Consider the following 16103-nt stretch of genomic DNA (forward strand, 5'->3'; position numbering starts at 1 on the left):
TCCAGATGGTTCCTGGCAAGGCGGAGGTAGGCGCCGTCGTACTTGACGTACCCGGGCCTGCCGACAACGCAGCCAGGGACCATCTGGGCGCGAAGACCGCGTTCATGATCCGCGGGACGCGGCCTAGTCCCCCACGGCGTGCTCCAACGCGTCGGCGACGATGTGGCGGACGTGGTCGTCGACGAGCCGGTAGACGCGCTCCCGGGCACGCCGCTCCGCGGTGACGAGCCGCGCCGCCCGCAACACCCGCAGGTGCTGCGACACCAGGGGTTGGCGCACGCCGAGGGCCCCGACGAGCTCCTGCACCGACCGCGGCGCCGCCACGAGCTCGAGCACGATCGCCAGTCGCACCTCGGCAGCGAGGACGCGGAACAGCTCGGCCGCGGCAGTCAGGCCGGGCGGGTTGTCTGCCGTCGACCCCGTGGAGCTCGCCCCCGAGTGGTCGTGCATCCCCGGACATTAAGTGATGCGCATGTGACCACTCAAGCGCTCGATCACCCCGGACGCAGCGCCCTCTACTCCCGTAGAGGACGCTGAGTTACTGTCTCTACAGACGTAGAGACGCAGGAAGGGGCGAGTGTTCATGTCGATGGAGCGGGTGCTGCGGATGGGAACCGGCGAGGTCCTGACGATCCTGCGCTCCGGGGCCGACACCGGCGGGTCGGCGTTCGGGTTCGAGGCGGTGCTGCCGCCCGGACTGTCCGGACCGCCGCCGCACCGCCATCGCGTCGAGACCGAGACCTTCTCCGTGCTGGAGGGCGTGCTGCGGGTCCGGGTCGGCGACCGGGTGCGCGTCCTGGAAGCGGGTGAGTCGGTCACGGTGCCCCCGGGAGCGGTGCACGCGTTCTCGAACCCGTCGGACCGGCCCGCCCGGATCCGCACGGTCGAGACGCCGGCCGGCCCGCTCGAGGACCAGTTCCGGGCGCTCGCCGCCGCGGGCCGGATCCCGCCGCTGCGACGGCTCGCCCGGATCAACGTGGAGCACGACCTGTCCTTCTCCGTCCACGGCATCCCCGACCGGATCCAGCGGCCGCTGTGGCGCGCGCTCGCGATCCTCGCCCCCGCCGACCGCCCCCCACAGGGCATGATCGGGCGGACCGGGTAGGAGAGACGAGGAGCGCGGTGTGAGTTTCTGGATCTGCCGGACGTGCGCCGTCGAGCACGCCGAGAAGGTCGACGTGTGCCGGATCTGCGCCGACGAGCGCCAGTGGGTGCCCGCCGAGGGGCAGCAGTGGACGAGCCTGGACGAGCTGGCCGCGGACGGCTACCGGGTCGAGGTCGCCGAGCTCGAGCCCGACCTGTACGGCGTCTCGAGCGTCCCCGGCACCGGCATCGGCCAGCAGGCCAAGGTGGTGCGGACCGCCGCCGGCAACCTGCTGTGGGACCCACTCGGCTTCCTCGACGACGACGCCGTGCGGCAGGTGCGCGCGCTGGGTGAGGTGCGGGCGATCGCGGCCAGCCACCCGCACATGTTCGGGGTGCAGGTGGAGTGGAGCCGGGCGCTGGGCGGCGTCCCGGTGCTCGTCGCCGAGGCCGACCTCGAGTGGGTGGCCCGGCCCGACCCGGCGATCCGACCCTGGTCGGGGAGGACGGAGGTCCTGCCGGGCGTCACGCTGGCCCAGCCGGGGGGCCACTTCCCGGGCAGCGCGGTCGCACACTGGGCGGCGGGCGCCGAGGGCAGGGGCGTGCTGCTGAGCGGCGACACGATCTTCGCCAACCCGGACCGCACGTCGGTCAGCTTCATGCGCAGCTACCCGAACCGGATCCCGCTGTCGGCCGCCGTCGTGGAGCGGGTCACGCGGTACGTGGAGGACTTCGCGTTCGATCGCCTCTACAGCAACTTCACGAACGCGATCGACGCCGACGCGCGGGCAGTCGTGCGGCGGTCGGCCGACCGGCACATCGGCTGGGTCCGGGGCGACTTCGACCACCTGACCTGAGTCGCCGCGGGAAATCGTAACAGCGCTTATATAAGTGCTGTTACGATCCTGCCGTGCCCGCTCCACCGCCCGCCGTCCCCGGTCCCGATCCCACCGAGACGAGCCACTCGCGTCCGCTGCGCCTCCTGCTGGACGCGATGGACCAGGACATCGCCCGGCTGTACGCCGAACGTGGGGTGGCCGGTGTCCGCCCCCGGCACGTGCTGCCGCTGATCAAGCTGGGCAGGCGCGGTCCGATGACGATCCGCGCGCTCGCCGAAGCCACCGGCGTCACGCACTCGGCGATGAGCCAGACGATCGGTGCGCTGCGCCGCGAGGGGTTCGTGGACAGCGCGCCGGGCGCGGACGCACGCACCCGGGAGATCGTGCTCACCGACCGCGCCCGGGAGGTGCTGCCCTTCCTCGAGGCCGAGTGGCGGGCGACCGAGCAGGCCGTCGCGCAGCTCGAGGAGGAGCTCCCGTACGCCCTGACGCAGGTGGTCCGCGACGTCGAGGCCGCGCTGGCGCGCCGCTCGTTCCACGACCGGATCGAACAGCACCTGGAGCAGGAACCCGGGCGATGAGCGAGCTTGCGAGCGAATCAATGTCACAGCGGCCGCGCGAAGCGCCGGCCGAGCGCAGCGAGGCCGAGCGATGAGCCTCGCCGACCGGCTGACCGACGTGCGGCCGCTGCGGTCCTCCCCCGCCTTCCGACGGCTGTGGGTGGGTACGACGCTGTCCACGGTCGGCGGGCAGCTCGCGGTCGTCGCGGTGCTGCACCAGGTGTGGGAGCTGACCGGTAGCCCGGTCGCGGTGGGTGCCATCGGCCTGGCCCAGGCCGTGCCGATGGTCGTGTTCGGACTGGTCGGCGGCTCCCTGGCCGATGCGGTGGACCGGCGACGGCTCGTGCTGCTCACGACCGTCGGCCAGACCGTCGCGGCCGGGTTGCTCGCGGTCCAGGCGCTCACCGGGGCGGGGTCGCTCGCGATCCTGCTCGGACTGGTCGCGCTGCAGGCCGCCTGTGGCGCGCTGGGGGCGCCGGCCCGCCGGACGTTCGCCGCGCGCCTGCTGCCCGGCGACCAGGTGGGCGCCGCCATCGCGCTGACCAAGCTGGGCTTCCAGGGCGCCATGCTCCTGGGGCCCGCGGTGGGCGGGGTGCTCATCGCGGCCTGGGGAGTGGGCGCCTGCTACCTGCTCGACGCGATCACCTTCGGGGCCGCCCTGTACGGGGTACTGCGGCTGCCGTCGATGCCGCCGCTCGCGCGGCCGGACCGACCGGGGCTGCGCGCCATCGTGGACGGCTGGCGGTTCATCGTCCGGCGCCGCGTGCTGGGCGGGGCGTTCCTGTCCGACGTACTGGCGACGGTGCTGGCGATGCCGATCGCGCTGTTCCCGATGGTGAACGAGGAGCGGTTCGGCGGGAACCCGCAGACGCTCGGGCTGTTCCTCACGGCGATCGCCGTCGGCGGCATCGCCGCGGGCGCCGCCTCCGGCACCGTGACGCGAGCGGCGCGCCCGGGCGTGGTCATGCTCGCCGCCGCGGCCGTGTGGGGCGTGGGCATCGCCGGGTTCGGCCTGGCCCAGGACGCGTGGCTCGTCCTCGGCTGCCTCGCGGTCGCCGGTGCGGCCGACACCGTCTCGGTGATCGCGCGCGGCACGATCGTGCAGCTCGCCACCCCGGACTCGCACCGCGGGCGAGTCAGCGCCGTCGAGCACGTCATCGGCGTGTCCGGCCCCGACCTCGGCAACCTGCGCGCCGGTCTGGTCGCGGGCGCGACGTCGGCCTCGTTCGCCGCCGTCTCCGGCGGGCTGCTCTGCGTCGGCGGCGTCGCCGCACTCGCGCTGACCGACCGCTCGCTGCGCCGGTTCCGGGTGCCGGCCGACGCACAGGTGCCCTGACCGACCCGCTGACGCTCCCGTCGTGGCCTGGACACCCCGTCGATGGGGAGCGTCCGCCCCCACGGGGTGTGCCGTCAGCCCGTGTAGAGCACCGCGTCGACCTCGATCGGGAAGCCGGGCAGGTCGACCGGGACGGTCGTGCGGGCCGGTCGCGGCTCCGGGAAGTACTCCTCGAAGATCGCGTTCATCTCGGGGAAGTCGGCCATGTCCCGCAGGTACACCCCGACGCGGACGGCCTGGTCCAGCCGGGCGCCCGCGGCCTGCGCGACGGCGGCGAGGTTGTCGAAGACGGCGCGGGCCTGCTCGGCGAAGGAGCCCTCGACGAGGGAGCCGTCCGGGCGCTTGGGGGTGGCGCCGGCGAGGTACACGAAGTCGCCTGCGACGGTCGCCTGGGCGTAGGGGCCGCCGGGAGGGGCGGCCTGGTCGGTGGAGACGCTGCGGTGCGGCATGGGATGTTCCTTTCGGGTCGGGATCGGGATCGGGGTCGGGTCGGGGTCAGAAGAAGGTGCGGACGGCGCCGATCACGCGGTCGTCGTCGTCGACGAGCGGCAGCAGCGACCACTTGTCGAACGCGGTGCACGGGTGGGACAGGCCGAAGGTGACCACGTCGCCCACCCGCAGCCCGGCGTCGTGGCGGAGGAAGGCGTGCTGGTCGTTGAGCTCGACGGCCTCGGCGGTGCCGTCGATCGGTGCGCCGTTCACCGCCAGGGGAACGGGCAGGTCCAGGTCGTAGGGCGCGTCCCGCTTGCCGAAGCCGGCGATCGCCAGGCCGGGTTCCGGGGTGGACACCACCCGGGCCCGCAGCTCCAGGGCGGGCAGGAACCGCTCGGTGGGGCCCGCCGCGGCCGAGCGCAGCGGCGAGCTGCGCTCGTAGTGGACGTGGTCGTGGGTCACGTAGCCCCCCGACCGCAGCACGGGCCGCACCGGGACGCTCGTGGCGCCCATGCCGTCCACGGCGTCCATCACGAGGTCGAAGAACGCGCTGCCGCCTGCGGACACGACGATCTCGGCACGGCCGTTGAACAGCCCGCGCCGGTCCAGGTCCACCGCCGCGTCGACGAGCCCGGAGAGGAACTCCGCGGCGCGCCGCACGGTGGCCGGCTCCCGGTCCTGGTGCAGCACGCCCTCGTACCCCTCGACCCCGGCGAGCGCGAGCCGCGGGCTCACCGCGACCCGCTCGGCCAGCGCGACCAGGTCGGCGGGCGAGCGCGCCCCGGTCCGCCGCCCGGGCACCCCCAGCTCGACGAGCACCTCGACCGGCCGGGCGGCTGCGTCCACCCCGGGGAGCGCGGCCTCCATCGCCTCGACGGCGGCGAGGGAGTCGACGAGACACAGGAACTCGAAGTCGGGGTCGCGCCCCGATTCGGCCGCCAGCCAGTGCAGCGATGGCGCGTCGACGACCTCGTTGGCGAGCAGCACCCGCGCCACGCCGAACGCCCGCATCAGCCGCACCTGGCTCATCGTCGCCGCGGTGATCCCCCAGGCGCCCACGGCGAGCTGCCAGTCGAACAGCTGCGGCGCCATCGTCGTCTTCCCGTGCGGGGCGAGGCTCGCACCGCGTTCGGCGCACCAGGCAGCCATCCGCTCCAGGTTGTGCGCCAGCGCCGACTCGCGCAGGGTCACCGCGGGCAGCAGCAGGTCGTGCACGGTCCACCCCGCATCGCCGACCTCGCCGACGGTGAGCCCGGTGGCGAGGTGCGCACTGCCGGGGAACGCCTTGAACCGCGCGTCCACCGGCTCGGCGGCCAGCCTCTGCAACGCATCGGGGGACAGGCGCGATGGCCCGGGCAGTGCCGCACGTCGCCGGCCGTCACTCATCCGCACGCTCCTCGTGGTCCTGACGGGTGGTCCGGTGATCGTCGCAGGTTCGTCACGGCCGCAGGGCCCGCCCCGGCCGGGCCCCCGTCAGCGCCTCGTCGCGCACCGCCCAGGCTCCGTTGACGAGCACGTGGCGGACGCCGGTCGCCGGCCGCCGCGGGTCGTCGTAGCCGGCGCGGTCGATCACGTCGTCCGGTTCGAGGACGACGACGTCGGCGGCGGCACCGCGCACGAGCCGCCCGCGGTCGGCGAGTCCGAAGCGCCGGGCCGGGTGGCCGGCGAGGTGCACGGCGGCCTCCGCCCACGACCAGTCCCCCAGCTCGCGGGTGTGGCGGCCGAGCATCCGCGCGAACGCGCCCCATCCCCGCGGGTGCGGGTGGCCACCGAGGTAGATCCCGTCCGAGGAACCCATGTGCGCCGGGTGCCGCAGCAGCGCGCGCACGTCGGCGTCGGTGTTGATCGCCGGCTGCTCGACGATCGCACCGGTGGCGAGCCCGGTCTCCACGAGCAGGACGCACACCAGCTCGCCCACCGACGTCCCGGCCTCCGCGGCCGCCTCGGGCAGCGTCATGCCCTCCGCCCAGCCGTAGCGCTGCGACGGCACGTGGGCGAGCGTCAGCCGGGCCAGCGTGTCGGCGACCGCCGGGAACCACTCCTGGTCGAGCCGGGTGCGGACCAGCGGGTCGGCGAGCCGCGCCAGGGTGTCGCCCACCGATCCCTGCACCTGCGGCGGCAGCGCCAGCATCGCGAGGAGGCTGCACCCGCGCCGGTAGGGGTAGCTGTCGAAGGTGAGGTCGACGCCCCGGTCCCGCGCGGCGTCCACCAGCCCGACCAGCATGTTCGCCGGCCCGTGGTAGTGCGAGATGTGCGCGGCGACGCCGGAGAGCGCCGTGATCCGCTCCACCTCGGCCATCCCGACGTGCGCGAGCGCCTCGTACCCGCGCATGTGCGTGACGTACGGGACGCCCGCGGCGGCGACCGGGGCGCAGAGCGCGGCGATCTCCTCGGCGTCGGCGTGCCGGCCGGGCAGGTAGTCCAGCCCGGTCGACAACCCCGCGGCCCCGTCGGCGAGGGCATCCTCGACGAGCCGGCACATCGCGGCCAGCTCCTCGGCGTCCGGCGGGCGCTCGGCATCGCGCAGCACCCGGTGCCGGACGGTGCCGTGCGGCACCAGGTAGGCGGCGTTGAGCGCGCTCGCCCCGTCGTACCAGGCCAGGAGCTCGGCGAGGCTCACCCCGCCGCGCAGCTCGGCGGGCGTGGGACCGTTGATCGCGGCGAAGTACTCCCCCGCGTACGCCGCCGTCGCCGCGTCCGACGGCGCGAACGACACCCCGTCCTGCCCCAGCACGAACGTCGTCACGCCCTGGCGCAGCGCCGCCTCCTGCACGGCCGGGTCGCCCAGCAACGCATCGCCGTGGACGTGCGTGTCGATCAGCCCGGGCAGCAGCAGGCAGCCGCGGACGTCGAGCTCCTCGCGGCCGGCGCCCTCCGGAACGCGCTCGACCGCGCTGATCCGGTCGCCGGTGACGGCCACGTCGGCCCGCATCGGTGGGCAGCCCGAGCCGTCCACCACCCACCCGTTCCGCAGGACCAGATCGACCACGCCGTTCCTCCTCCGCCGGGTGCACGCGTCCGGCGGTCAGCCTTCCATGCCGCAGGCCACGGCCTGGTCGACGGCACGATGCGCGCGACGCTCGCGCACGGGGCGAAGCGGACCGGTCAGATCCGCTCCTTCGCGGTCGCCCGCTCACCCTCCAGCCGCCTGCCCGGCCACCCGCTCGCCCTGCCTACCAGGGAGATCAGGGCGGGCACCATCACCGGCCGCACCACGAACGCGTCGATCAGCACCCCGATGGCCACCGCGAAGGCCAGCTCCCGGAACGGCGCGACCGGGATGATCGCGACGAACGCGAAGCTGAGAGCGAGCGTCAGCCCGGCGATGTTGATCGGTCGCGACGAGCGGGGGACCGCGACCTCCATGGCCTGCTGGAGCGGGCGCCTGCGCGCGGCCTCCCAGATGTAGCCGACGCTGAAGATGTTGTAGTCCGAACCGAGCGACACCAGCAGAACGGCCGCCGCGAACGGCACGTAGAAGATCAGGCCCGCGTGGTCGAGCACGTCCTGGAAGAGCCACGTGGTGGCGCCCAGCGCCGCTCCCACCGCGAGCACGCTCGTGGCCAGCAGGTACAGCGGCGCGACCAGGGCCCTCAGGAACAGCACGAGCAGTGCCAGGTCGACGAGCGTCACGGCGACCGCGACGCGCACCAGGTCCGACCGGGCGGTGTCGACGAGCGTGAGCCCGAGCGCCGTGTCCCCCGCGTACGACGCGTCCGCGCCGCCGAGGCCCGCCGCGGCGAGCAGCTGCGGCATCTGTGCCCGCAGCGCGCGCAGGTCGTCGATGGCCTGCGCGCCGAGCGGGTCGCTGTCGAACACCACGAGGTACCGCGCGGCGGCGCCGCCCGGTGCCAGGAACACGCCCACCTCGAACGGCAGTGGCTGGTCGCCCGGCCCGAGCACGTACGCCACGCCCGGCTGCTGCTCCAGCAGCTGCTGCAGCCGCTGGAGCTCGCCCCGGCGATCGGTGACCCCCGGCTCCGCCACGATCACTCCCGTCGGCGACAGGATGCCCTCGGCGAAGCCCGCCGCCGCGGCGTCGGCGGCGACCCGCACGGGGTGGCCCTCGGGGAGGGAGTCCATCGGCGACACGGCCGCGCGCAGGTTGAGCAGGGGCAGCGCCGCGACCGCCAGGAGAACCAGCAGCCCGCCCGCGACGGCGGCGGCGATCCAGCGGTCGGCGACCAGGCGCACGAGGCCGAGGCTGATCGCGAACCGGCTCCGCCGCTCCTCCGGCCGCCGGCGTCCCGCGGGGACCAGCTCGATGCTGTCGGGGAACCGCGTCGGCCAGAACACACCCCGGCCGAGCACGGCGAGCAGCGCGGGCGCCAGCGTCACCGACACCACGAGCGCCACCAGCACGGTGATCGTCAGGCCCGGCCCGAACGCCCGGAACAGCCCGGACTCGGCGACGACGAGCGTCGCGACGCCTGCCCCGACCGTCACCCCGGCGACCACGACGATCGGCAGGTACTCGGTGACCGCGCCGCGCGTGGCACCCGGGTTCTGGGCACCGAGCCGCAGCCGGTGCTGCAGCCCGGACAGGAAGAAGATCGTGTAGTCGGTGGTGATCCCCAGGGTCAGCGCGACGACGATCGGGCGCAGCTGGGCAGGCGCGGCGAACCCGACCAGCTCGGCGAACAGGCCGATCAGCCGGTCGGCGATCAGGTAGCTGACGGCGGCGGTCAGCAGCGTGACGGCCGGCGCGGCCACCGACCGGAAGCTGAGCCCGATGATCAGCGCGACGGCGACCAGCGTGGCCAGCTCCACGAGGTGCAGCCGCTCCGCGATCAGCGCGCCCTGGGCGTCCTGCAGCGGGATCGTGCCGCTGACGCCCACGAGGTCGTCGTCGGGCCGGTCGATCCGGGCGGCGTAGCCGCGGGCGAGCGCGGCCTGCTCGCCCAGGTTCGCCGTCGCTGCGGAGAACAGGTAGGTCACCGCCGTCGTACCGGTGGCGGGCGCGTCCGGGAACAGCACCGGGTTGTTGATCAGCGGCAGGGCGAGCAGGATCCCGCGCCGGCCCTCGGTGCCCTGCAGGATCGTCGGGCGGTCCACCTCCAGCGCCCGCAGCACCACCCTGGCCCGCGTGTAGATGCCCAGCCCGTCGGGGTTGTGCTGCACCACGGCGGTGCGGCTGAGCAGCGGCAGCCCGAACTGCTCCACCGCCTCGACCTGCGCCTCGATCGCCGGATTGTCCGTGCCGACGAGCCCGGAGAGCCCGCCGCCGCTGCTGCCGAGGCTGGGCAGCAGCGTGATCGCGAGCGCGGTCGCCGCACCGACGACGGCGATGATGCGCCACCGCCAGCGGGTGACGAGGACGGCATAGCGCGCCGCGAGCCGCCTGCCGCGGTCGTCGCCCGCCTGGGCGGTCACCGGGGCCGGGCCGGCTGCTCGGGCGCGCCCTCCCACCAGGCCCGAGGCGCGGTCACGCCGAGCCGGTGCAGCTCGGCGGCGGCGAGGCGGTGGTGCCGGCCGGCGTCGAGGTCCTGCCACGGCGACCGGGTGACGCGCAGCAGGTCGGCGTAGGGGATGCGGAACACCGCCGCACGCGCCAGGTGCTCGACGAGCGTGGGGTCGACCGGTCCGGCGAGCAGCCTGCGCAGCCCGCGCACCTCGCGGTGGCGGACCCACCGCAGCGGCAGGTACACGCCGAGCACCAGCGGCAGCGGCAGCAGCGCGAGCGCCACGGCCACCACGACGGCGAGCGTCCCCATACTGCCGCGCACCTCGGTCGCCGTCGTCGCGACGCTGCCCGCGGCCTCCGCGACGCTGTCGGAGAGCCGGCCCGCGGGCTCCCCGACGACCGGCACCTCCGCGAGCAGGGAGAGCCCGCGCGCGGCGAGGTCAAGCGACCGCGCGACGTCGCCGAGCCCGGTGCCGAGCCTTGCGAGGTCGGCCAGGAGCACCCCGGCGGCCACCCCGATTGCCGCGAACCCGAGCACGGTCAGCACGGCGAGGGCGTCGAGCCTGCGCAGCGCGCGCCGGCTCGGCAGCAGCGCGAGCTCACCCATGGTGCGAACCTCCGTTGCCGGGCGTGCCGCAGTGGCCGCGGACCGCTACCGTTGCGCGGCCATGGGGAACTACGACGATCCGCGGCTCACCGGCGCCGACCCGCCACCCCGGCGCAGCTGGTGGGTGCTCGCCGGCACCGGCGTGCTCGTGCTCCTGCTGGGGCTGGCCGCCGGGTACCTCCTCGGCGCGCGCGACGTCCAGGATCCCCCCGTCGCGGCCGCTCCCACCACCACGACGCCACCGCCGCCAGCCACGTCCGGCCCTCCGACCACTCCCGGCGGCGGCCCGCCCTGCCTCGCCGCGGGCGAGGCGGGCGCCGCGGTGCTCGAGCAGGTCCGGGAAGGCGTCCGGGCCATCGGCGACCTCGACCCGGCCGCGCTGCGCGAGGTGCTCAACCGCCTGCAGCCGTTGCAGGCCGAACTCGAGGAGGCCGTCGCCGCGTGCTACGGCCGCGTCGCGCCGGACCCGGCCACGACGGCCGCGCCGCCCACCTGAGCCCGACCCGATCCCGGCTGCACCGCACCCGGCAGCGGAGCGGGCGGTGGCGAGCATGGCGCGGAGTACCCCATCCCTCGATTGCGGAATCGCAACCAACGGCGCATGGCGCCCGGCGCGGCGGGTAGCCCGGGGTCGGCCTGCGCCGCGACGATCGGGGAACCATGCAATTGCTGAAGGGCGTCGGGCGGGCCTTCGGCGGCGCCCTGCTGTTCGCCCTGCCGCTGCTCATGACGATGGAAATGTGGCGGCTCGGCGTGAGCATCTCCCGTTGGCGGCTCGCGCTCCTGGTGGCGGTCACCGTGACCCTCGCCGTCGTGCTCGCGCGCTACTTCGGCTTCCTGGACAAGGGAGGCACCGGCATCGGCGAGGCCGCCGTCGACGGCGGGGTCGCCGTTCTCGTGGGGGTGGTGGCCGCGACGGTGGTGCTGAGCGTCCTGTCGGTCGTCCACCCCGTGCAGGACTGGCGCAGCGCGGTGTCGATCGTGGCGATCGAGATGCTGCCCGCGACGGTCGGGGCGTCCTTCGCGCGCTCGCAGCTCCGCGAGGACGGCGGCGAGGTGAGCAGCGAACGATCGGGGCCGCTGCGGGAGCTGACCATCCTCGCCGCGGGAGCGGCCGTCTTCTCGGCGAGCGTCGCCCCGACCGAGGAGATCGTGTTGCTGGCGGCCCGCATGAACGAGCTGAGCGCGGTACTCCTCGTCGCCCTGTCGCTGGCCGTCATGCACGGGTTCATCTACGGCGTCGGGTTCAAGGGCGGTGCCCCGTCACCCGACGGCTTCTGGCGCACGTTCACCCGGCACACGCTCGTCGGCTACGCCACCGCGCTGGCGGTGTGCGCGTACCTGCTGTGGACGTTCGGCCGGTTCGACGGCCTGGCGCTGCAGCCGGTCGTGGCCGAGACGATCGTGCTCGGCCTGCCCGCGAGCGTCGGCGCCGCCGCGGCCCGGCTCATCCTGTGAGGAGGAGACGATGAACGAGCACAGGTCACACGTGGCGAGCTCCTCGCGGGGGGAGCTCGTGCTGGGCGTGATCGGCGCACTCGTCACGATCGCCGTGCTCGGCTTCCTGACGTTGCAAGCCGTGACCGGGCGCGACGCGGACCCGCGGTTCCGGGTCGAGGTCGTCGCGGTCGAGGACACCGGCCACGGGGTCGTCGCCGAGGTACGCGTCCACAACGACGGCGGCACGACCGCCGAGGCGGTGCACGTCGTCGGCACGGTGTCCACGGCGGCGTCCGCGCCGGAGGCCACCGCCACCATCGGCTACGTCCCGCCGCACAGCTCCCGCGAGGTCGCGCTCGTCCTCCCAGCCCGGCCGGGTCCCGGCGGCGTCGAGGTCCGGATCGCTGGCTACACGCCGTCCTGACGGCCGGACCGACCCGCGGCGCACGTCACCCGCTCCTGCTCCGCGCAAAGGTGATCGTCCGCGCGGTGACGGCCGCGACCGGGACCGCGAGGAACGCCCCCAGCACCCCCAGCAGCGCCGCGCCGATGCCGATCGCGACGATGACCGTGAACGCCGACAGCCGGATCGCCCGGCCCATCAGCAGTGGTTGGACGACGTTCCCCTCGATCTGCTGCACCACCACGATCAGCCCCAGCACGAGGAGCGCGCTGACCACGCCGGCGTCGGCGAAGGCGACGAGGACGGCGACGAGCCCGGACACGAACGCCCCGACGAACGGGACGAACGCGCCGAAGAACACCAGCACCGACAGCGGCAGCACCACCGGCACGTCGAGCGCCCACAGCCCGAGACCGATGAGCGTGGCGTCGAGGAGCGCGACCACGAAGAGGGTGCGGGTGTAGGTCGACAGCGTCTGCCAGACCTGGTCGAGCAGCTCCCGCGCGGCGGGTCGGCGCGCGGCGGGGAGCGCCGAGGTCCCGGTCGCGACGATCCGGGCGCCGCCCGCCAGGTACAGGGCGAGCAGGACGACCGCCAGCACGAGCCCGGACAGGAGGCTCAGGCCGGTCCGGACCGCCGACCCGACCCCTCCGACGACGGCGACGACACCCTGGCGGATCAGCTCGCCCGGTGTCGTGTCCGGGGGCACCGACGGCAGCTGGTCGATCAGCGCGTCCAGCCGGTTGCCCGCGTCGGTCAGGGACCGGGCCAGCGTGGGCAGCTCCGCCGCGACGGCGGGCACCACCAGGAAGCCGGCACCGGCGACGACGGCAGCGGCGGTGAGCAGGACGGCGAGCACCGCGAGCGGACGGGGGACCCGCAGGCGGTCGAGCCACCCCACGGCGGGAGCCAGCAGCGCGGCCGGGAACAGCGCGAGGATCATCGGGACGACGACCAGCGCCAGCCGGGCGGCGAGCATCCAGGCGACGACGACGAGGACGATCACTCCGACCGCGACCCACAGGCCGACGCCGACCCGCCGTAGCGTTCGTACTTCAGCGTGCCGAAGAACCGCTCGACTACGCCGTTGGTCTGTGGGCTCCTCACCCGTGTGCGGACGTGACGGAACAGCGGGTCGTCGCCGGCGAACGCGTCAGCGAAGGTCATGCCACGAAAGCATGGCCCGCTGTCCGTCACGACGGCGATCGGAGCGGGTGCTTCACCGATCACGTAGTCGTCGGCGCCGACGACGTCCATCACGCCGCGGTCGGCACGGAGGTCGTCGAGGTCGAGGACCCGTTCGGCCTCGACAACGGCCCGGCGGAGGCAACCGAGCGCATCCTGGCCGCGAGACGTCGGGGTGACGGTGGCGGCGATGCAGTACTTGGTGGCGTAGTCGATGACTGCGCAGATCCGCCAGATCCCGCCGCGGGCGGTCTCGAACTCGGAGAAGTCCATCTGCCAGACCCGGTTCCGCTGGCGTGGTGGGTCTCGGAACACCCGCTTCCGCAGCCGCGCCCACGATCTGCGGTCTGCCCGGAACCGGGTCGGCAGCAGCAGTCCGCGCCGGCGGAGGGCCCACTGAACGGTGGAGGTGGACACCTGGTGGCGGTCGGCACGCATCATCGCGGCGATCTTGCGGTACCCCCAGGCGGGGCAATCCGCTGCGTACTTCGCGGCGACTGCTGCTCGTCCACCGACACCTGCCGTGACGGCTTCTGCTGTCTGCTCACCCAGCCATCCTTCCCGACCCCTCAACTCAACCCCCTGCCGGAAAGTTTGACTCACTCCAGGAGCAGCCATGCGAACATATGTTCGTGCCGAGCGACACTCCCATGCTGCACGCCGACCTGGACGCCTTCTACGCGTCGGTCGAGCAGCGCGACGACCCCCGGCTGCGCGGGCGCCCGGTGATCGTCGGCGGTGGGGTGGTACTCGCGGCGAGCTACGAGGCCAAGGCGTGCGGCGTGCGCACCGCCATGGGCGGCCGGCAGGCGAGGGCACTGTGCCCGCAGGCCGTGGTGGTCGAGCCGCGGATGGCGGCGTACGCGGCGGCGAGCAAGGCCGTCTTCGCCGTGTTCCGGCGGACCACGCCACTGGTGGAGGGCATCTCCATCGACGAGGCGTTTCTCGACGTCGGCGGCCTGTGGCGGATCGCGGGCCCGCCGCGGGACATCGCCGAGCGGCTGCGCCGGGAGGTGCTGCAGCAGGTCGGCCTGCCGATCACCGTCGGAGTGGCGCGCACGAAGTTCCTGGCGAAGGTGGCCAGTGGCGTGGCGAAGCCCGACGGGCTGCTGGTCGTCCCGCCGGACGGAGAGCTCGCCTTCCTGCACCCGCTGCCGGTCGAGCGGCTGTGGGGCGTCGGCGCGGTCACGGCGGGCAAGCTGCGTGCGCTCGGGGTGCACACGGTCGGTGAGGTGGCGGAGCTCGGCGAGTCGGCGCTGGTGTCGATCCTGGGTCGGGCGGCGGGCCGGCATCTGCACGCGCTCGCGCACAACCACGACCCGCGCCCGGTCGAGACCGGCAGGCGCCGCCGCTCGATCGGCTCGCAGCGGGCGCTCGGCCGCCGCCCCCGCACGCCCGCGGAGCTCGACGCGATCCTCGCCGGCACCGTCGACCGACTGGACCGCAGGCTCCGCTCCGGCCACCGCGTCTGCCGCACGATCGTGCTGCGGTTGCGGTTCGCCGACTTCACCCGGGCCACCCGGTCGCACACGCTGCCCGAGGCCACCGCCCACACCGACACGATCCTCGCCACCGCCCGCGGGCTGTTGACCGGCGCCCTGCCGCGGATCGCCGACCAGGGCATCAGCCTGCTCGGGCTGTCGCTGACCGACCTGCACGACGACCGCACGGTCCAGCTCGTGCTCCCGTTCACCGCGCAGAGCGGGCCCGCACTCGACGTCACGCTGGACTCCGTCCGCGCCCGGTTCGGCGCGCAGTCGGTCACGCGAGCCACCCTGCTCGGCCGGGACCAGGGGCTCAGCGTGCCGCTGCTCCCGGAACAGGAGTAGCGGTGGAAGGCTCTCCGCCATGCGAGCGGTAGGCGTCACGGAGTTCGGCGGCCCGGAGACGCTGCGGATCGTGGACGTGCCCGAGCCGCACGCGGGGCCGGGCGAGGTGCGCATCCGCGTGCACGCGGCGGCGGTCAACCCGAGCGATCTCGCACTGCGCGCGGGGATGCGGGCCGGCGCCCTCCGGCAACCTCCGCCGTATGTGCCGGGCTGGGACGCCGCGGGCGTCGTCGACGAGGTGGGCGAGGGCACCGGCGGACACCGGGTCGGGGACGCGGTGATGGCCGTCGTGCAGCCGTTCGGGCCGCGTGGTGGCGCCTGCGCCGACCACGTCGTGGTGCCGGCGGAGTCGGCGGTGCCGATCCCGGCGGGCGCCGACGTCGTGGCCGCCGCGACCCTGCCGATGAACGGCCTCACGGCCTGGCTGGCGCTGGAGCGCCTCGCCCTGCCCTCCGGTTCCACGCTCGCCGTCACCGGCGCCGCCGGCATCTTCGGCGGCTACGTGGTGCAGCTCGCCAAGGCGGCGGGCGTGCGAGTGATCGCCGACGCGGCCGCGCGGGACGAGGATCTCGTGCACCGCCTGGGCGCGTACCAGATCGTGCGGCGCGGCGACGACGTCGCGCAATGGATCCGCGCGCTGGTCCCGCACGGCGTCTACGCCGTCGCCGACGGAGCCGTGCTCGACGAGCGCGTCGTCCCCGCCGTGCGTGACGGCGGCGGGCTGGCCGTGCTGCGCGGCTGGGACGGCGACCCGGGCCGCGGCATCGCCGTGCACAAGATCATGGTCGGCACCGCGGCCCGGAACACCGCGGCCCTCGACGAACTCCGCCGCCACGCCGAGGACGGCACACTGACGCTCCGCGTCGCCCGCACGTTCCGGCCGGAGGAGGCCGCCGAGGCCCACCGCATGCTCGAGGCCGGCGGCGTCCGGGGCCGGATCGTGCTGGACTTCCGGGACTGACGGCTCCACTCCCAACGACGTCCG

The 16103-nt window shown here is 74.5% G+C and carries 17 protein-coding genes; 9 read left to right on the forward strand and 8 right to left on the reverse strand.

The features are described 5' to 3' along the window. Window positions 1-123: 123 nt before the first annotated feature. Window positions 124-450, reverse strand: coding sequence for an ArsR/SmtB family transcription factor (locus KME75_RS19465; RefSeq protein ID WP_219416285.1), 327 nt, complete (start codon window positions 448-450; stop codon window positions 124-126). Window positions 451-583: 133 nt separating this feature from the next. Between KME75_RS19465 and KME75_RS19470 the strand changes: the two genes are divergently transcribed. From KME75_RS19470 to KME75_RS19485, 4 genes are all read left to right on the forward strand, one after another. Beyond that, window positions 584-1105, forward strand: coding sequence for a cupin domain-containing protein (locus KME75_RS19470; protein WP_219416286.1), 522 nt, complete (start codon window positions 584-586; stop codon window positions 1103-1105). A 19-nt stretch (window positions 1106-1124) separates the two neighbouring features. After that, on the forward strand, window positions 1125-1940 hold the full coding sequence (locus KME75_RS19475) for an MBL fold metallo-hydrolase (RefSeq protein ID WP_219416287.1): 816 nt from the start codon (window positions 1125-1127) through the stop codon (window positions 1938-1940). 53 nt (window positions 1941-1993) lie between these two features. After that, on the forward strand, window positions 1994-2503 hold the full coding sequence (locus KME75_RS19480; RefSeq protein WP_308282904.1) for a MarR family winged helix-turn-helix transcriptional regulator: 510 nt from the start codon (window positions 1994-1996) through the stop codon (window positions 2501-2503). Window positions 2504-2573: 70 nt separating this feature from the next. Beyond that, entirely contained in the window at window positions 2574-3818 is a 1245-nt protein-coding gene (locus KME75_RS19485; RefSeq protein ID WP_219416288.1) for an MFS transporter, read from the forward strand. A 74-nt stretch (window positions 3819-3892) separates the two neighbouring features. Here KME75_RS19485 and KME75_RS19490 read toward each other — a convergent pair whose 3' ends face one another. The 5 genes from KME75_RS19490 to KME75_RS19510 all read right to left on the reverse strand — a co-directional run bounded on the left by KME75_RS19490 (window position 3893) and on the right by KME75_RS19510 (window position 10261). Then, entirely contained in the window at window positions 3893-4267 is a 375-nt protein-coding gene (locus KME75_RS19490; RefSeq protein WP_219416289.1) for a RidA family protein, read from the reverse strand. A 46-nt stretch (window positions 4268-4313) separates the two neighbouring features. Beyond that, window positions 4314-5636, reverse strand: a complete 1323-nt coding sequence (locus KME75_RS19495) for a type III PLP-dependent enzyme domain-containing protein (RefSeq protein WP_219416290.1) — start codon at window positions 5634-5636, stop codon at window positions 4314-4316. 52 nt (window positions 5637-5688) lie between these two features. Then, complete coding sequence (locus KME75_RS19500) at window positions 5689-7239, reverse strand: N-acyl-D-amino-acid deacylase family protein (RefSeq protein ID WP_219416291.1); 1551 nt, start codon at window positions 7237-7239, stop codon at window positions 5689-5691. A gap of 116 nt (window positions 7240-7355) precedes the next feature. Then, entirely contained in the window at window positions 7356-9623 is a 2268-nt protein-coding gene (locus tag KME75_RS19505) for an MMPL family transporter (RefSeq protein WP_219416292.1), read from the reverse strand. Further along, complete coding sequence (locus KME75_RS19510; RefSeq protein WP_219416293.1) at window positions 9620-10261, reverse strand: hypothetical protein; 642 nt, start codon at window positions 10259-10261, stop codon at window positions 9620-9622. Before KME75_RS19510 ends, KME75_RS19505 begins: the two co-directional genes overlap by 4 nt. Window positions 10262-10322: 61 nt before the next feature. Here KME75_RS19510 and KME75_RS19515 point away from each other — a divergent pair, with 61 nt between their 5' ends. The 3 genes from KME75_RS19515 to KME75_RS19525 all read left to right on the forward strand — a co-directional run bounded on the left by KME75_RS19515 (window position 10323) and on the right by KME75_RS19525 (window position 12125). Beyond that, window positions 10323-10757, forward strand: a complete 435-nt coding sequence (locus tag KME75_RS19515) for a hypothetical protein (protein ID WP_219416294.1) — start codon at window positions 10323-10325, stop codon at window positions 10755-10757. A 164-nt stretch (window positions 10758-10921) separates the two neighbouring features. Next, complete coding sequence (locus tag KME75_RS19520) at window positions 10922-11719, forward strand: TIGR02587 family membrane protein (protein ID WP_219416295.1); 798 nt, start codon at window positions 10922-10924, stop codon at window positions 11717-11719. A gap of 10 nt (window positions 11720-11729) precedes the next feature. Continuing rightward, complete coding sequence (locus tag KME75_RS19525) at window positions 11730-12125, forward strand: hypothetical protein (RefSeq protein ID WP_219416296.1); 396 nt, start codon at window positions 11730-11732, stop codon at window positions 12123-12125. Window positions 12126-12150: 25 nt separating this feature from the next. Here the strand turns inward: KME75_RS19525 and KME75_RS19530 are convergent, their stop codons facing one another. Then, the gene (locus KME75_RS19530) at window positions 12151-13110 is read right to left on the reverse strand and encodes an AI-2E family transporter (RefSeq protein WP_219416297.1); all 960 of its coding nucleotides are present in this window, start codon (window positions 13108-13110) and stop codon (window positions 12151-12153) included. Continuing rightward, window positions 13107-13907, reverse strand: a complete 801-nt coding sequence (locus tag KME75_RS19535) for a transposase (protein ID WP_219416298.1) — start codon at window positions 13905-13907, stop codon at window positions 13107-13109. Before KME75_RS19535 ends, KME75_RS19530 begins: the two co-directional genes overlap by 4 nt. An 8-nt stretch (window positions 13908-13915) precedes the next feature. Here KME75_RS19535 and dinB point away from each other — a divergent pair, with 8 nt between their 5' ends. Beyond that, window positions 13916-15118: a DNA polymerase IV gene (dinB, locus tag KME75_RS19540; RefSeq protein WP_219416299.1), complete on the forward strand. Its 1203-nt coding sequence runs from the start codon at window positions 13916-13918 to the stop codon at window positions 15116-15118. 19 nt (window positions 15119-15137) lie between these two features. After that, window positions 15138-16079: an NADP-dependent oxidoreductase gene (locus KME75_RS19545; protein ID WP_219416300.1), complete on the forward strand. Its 942-nt coding sequence runs from the start codon at window positions 15138-15140 to the stop codon at window positions 16077-16079. Window positions 16080-16103 lie beyond the last annotated feature (24 nt).

This window comes from Pseudonocardia nigra (assembly GCF_019396355.1).
GTDB classification, from domain to species: Bacteria; Actinomycetota; Actinomycetes; order Mycobacteriales; family Pseudonocardiaceae; genus Pseudonocardia; species Pseudonocardia nigra.

What these genes read in the sequence shown, in the direction of transcription:
- KME75_RS19465 (WP_219416285.1), bottom strand. Translation starts at nt 450, where the DNA reads ATGCACGACCACTCGGGGGCGAGCTCCACGGGGTCGACGGCAGACAAC.
- KME75_RS19470 (WP_219416286.1), top strand. Translation starts at nt 584, where the DNA reads ATGTCGATGGAGCGGGTGCTGCGGATGGGAACCGGCGAGGTCCTGACG.
- KME75_RS19485 (WP_219416288.1), top strand. Translation starts at nt 2,574, where the DNA reads ATGAGCCTCGCCGACCGGCTGACCGACGTGCGGCCGCTGCGGTCCTCC.
- KME75_RS19490 (WP_219416289.1), bottom strand. Translation starts at nt 4,267, where the DNA reads ATGCCGCACCGCAGCGTCTCCACCGACCAGGCCGCCCCTCCCGGCGGC.
- KME75_RS19495 (WP_219416290.1), bottom strand. Translation starts at nt 5,636, where the DNA reads ATGAGTGACGGCCGGCGACGTGCGGCACTGCCCGGGCCATCGCGCCTG.
- KME75_RS19510 (WP_219416293.1), bottom strand. Translation starts at nt 10,261, where the DNA reads ATGGGTGAGCTCGCGCTGCTGCCGAGCCGGCGCGCGCTGCGCAGGCTC.
- KME75_RS19515 (WP_219416294.1), top strand. Translation starts at nt 10,323, where the DNA reads ATGGGGAACTACGACGATCCGCGGCTCACCGGCGCCGACCCGCCACCC.
- KME75_RS19520 (WP_219416295.1), top strand. Translation starts at nt 10,922, where the DNA reads ATGCAATTGCTGAAGGGCGTCGGGCGGGCCTTCGGCGGCGCCCTGCTG.
- KME75_RS19525 (WP_219416296.1), top strand. Translation starts at nt 11,730, where the DNA reads ATGAACGAGCACAGGTCACACGTGGCGAGCTCCTCGCGGGGGGAGCTC.
- KME75_RS19535 (WP_219416298.1), bottom strand. Translation starts at nt 13,907, where the DNA reads ATGGCTGCTCCTGGAGTGAGTCAAACTTTCCGGCAGGGGGTTGAGTTG.
- dinB (WP_219416299.1), top strand. Translation starts at nt 13,916, where the DNA reads ATGTTCGTGCCGAGCGACACTCCCATGCTGCACGCCGACCTGGACGCC.
- KME75_RS19545 (WP_219416300.1), top strand. Translation starts at nt 15,138, where the DNA reads ATGCGAGCGGTAGGCGTCACGGAGTTCGGCGGCCCGGAGACGCTGCGG.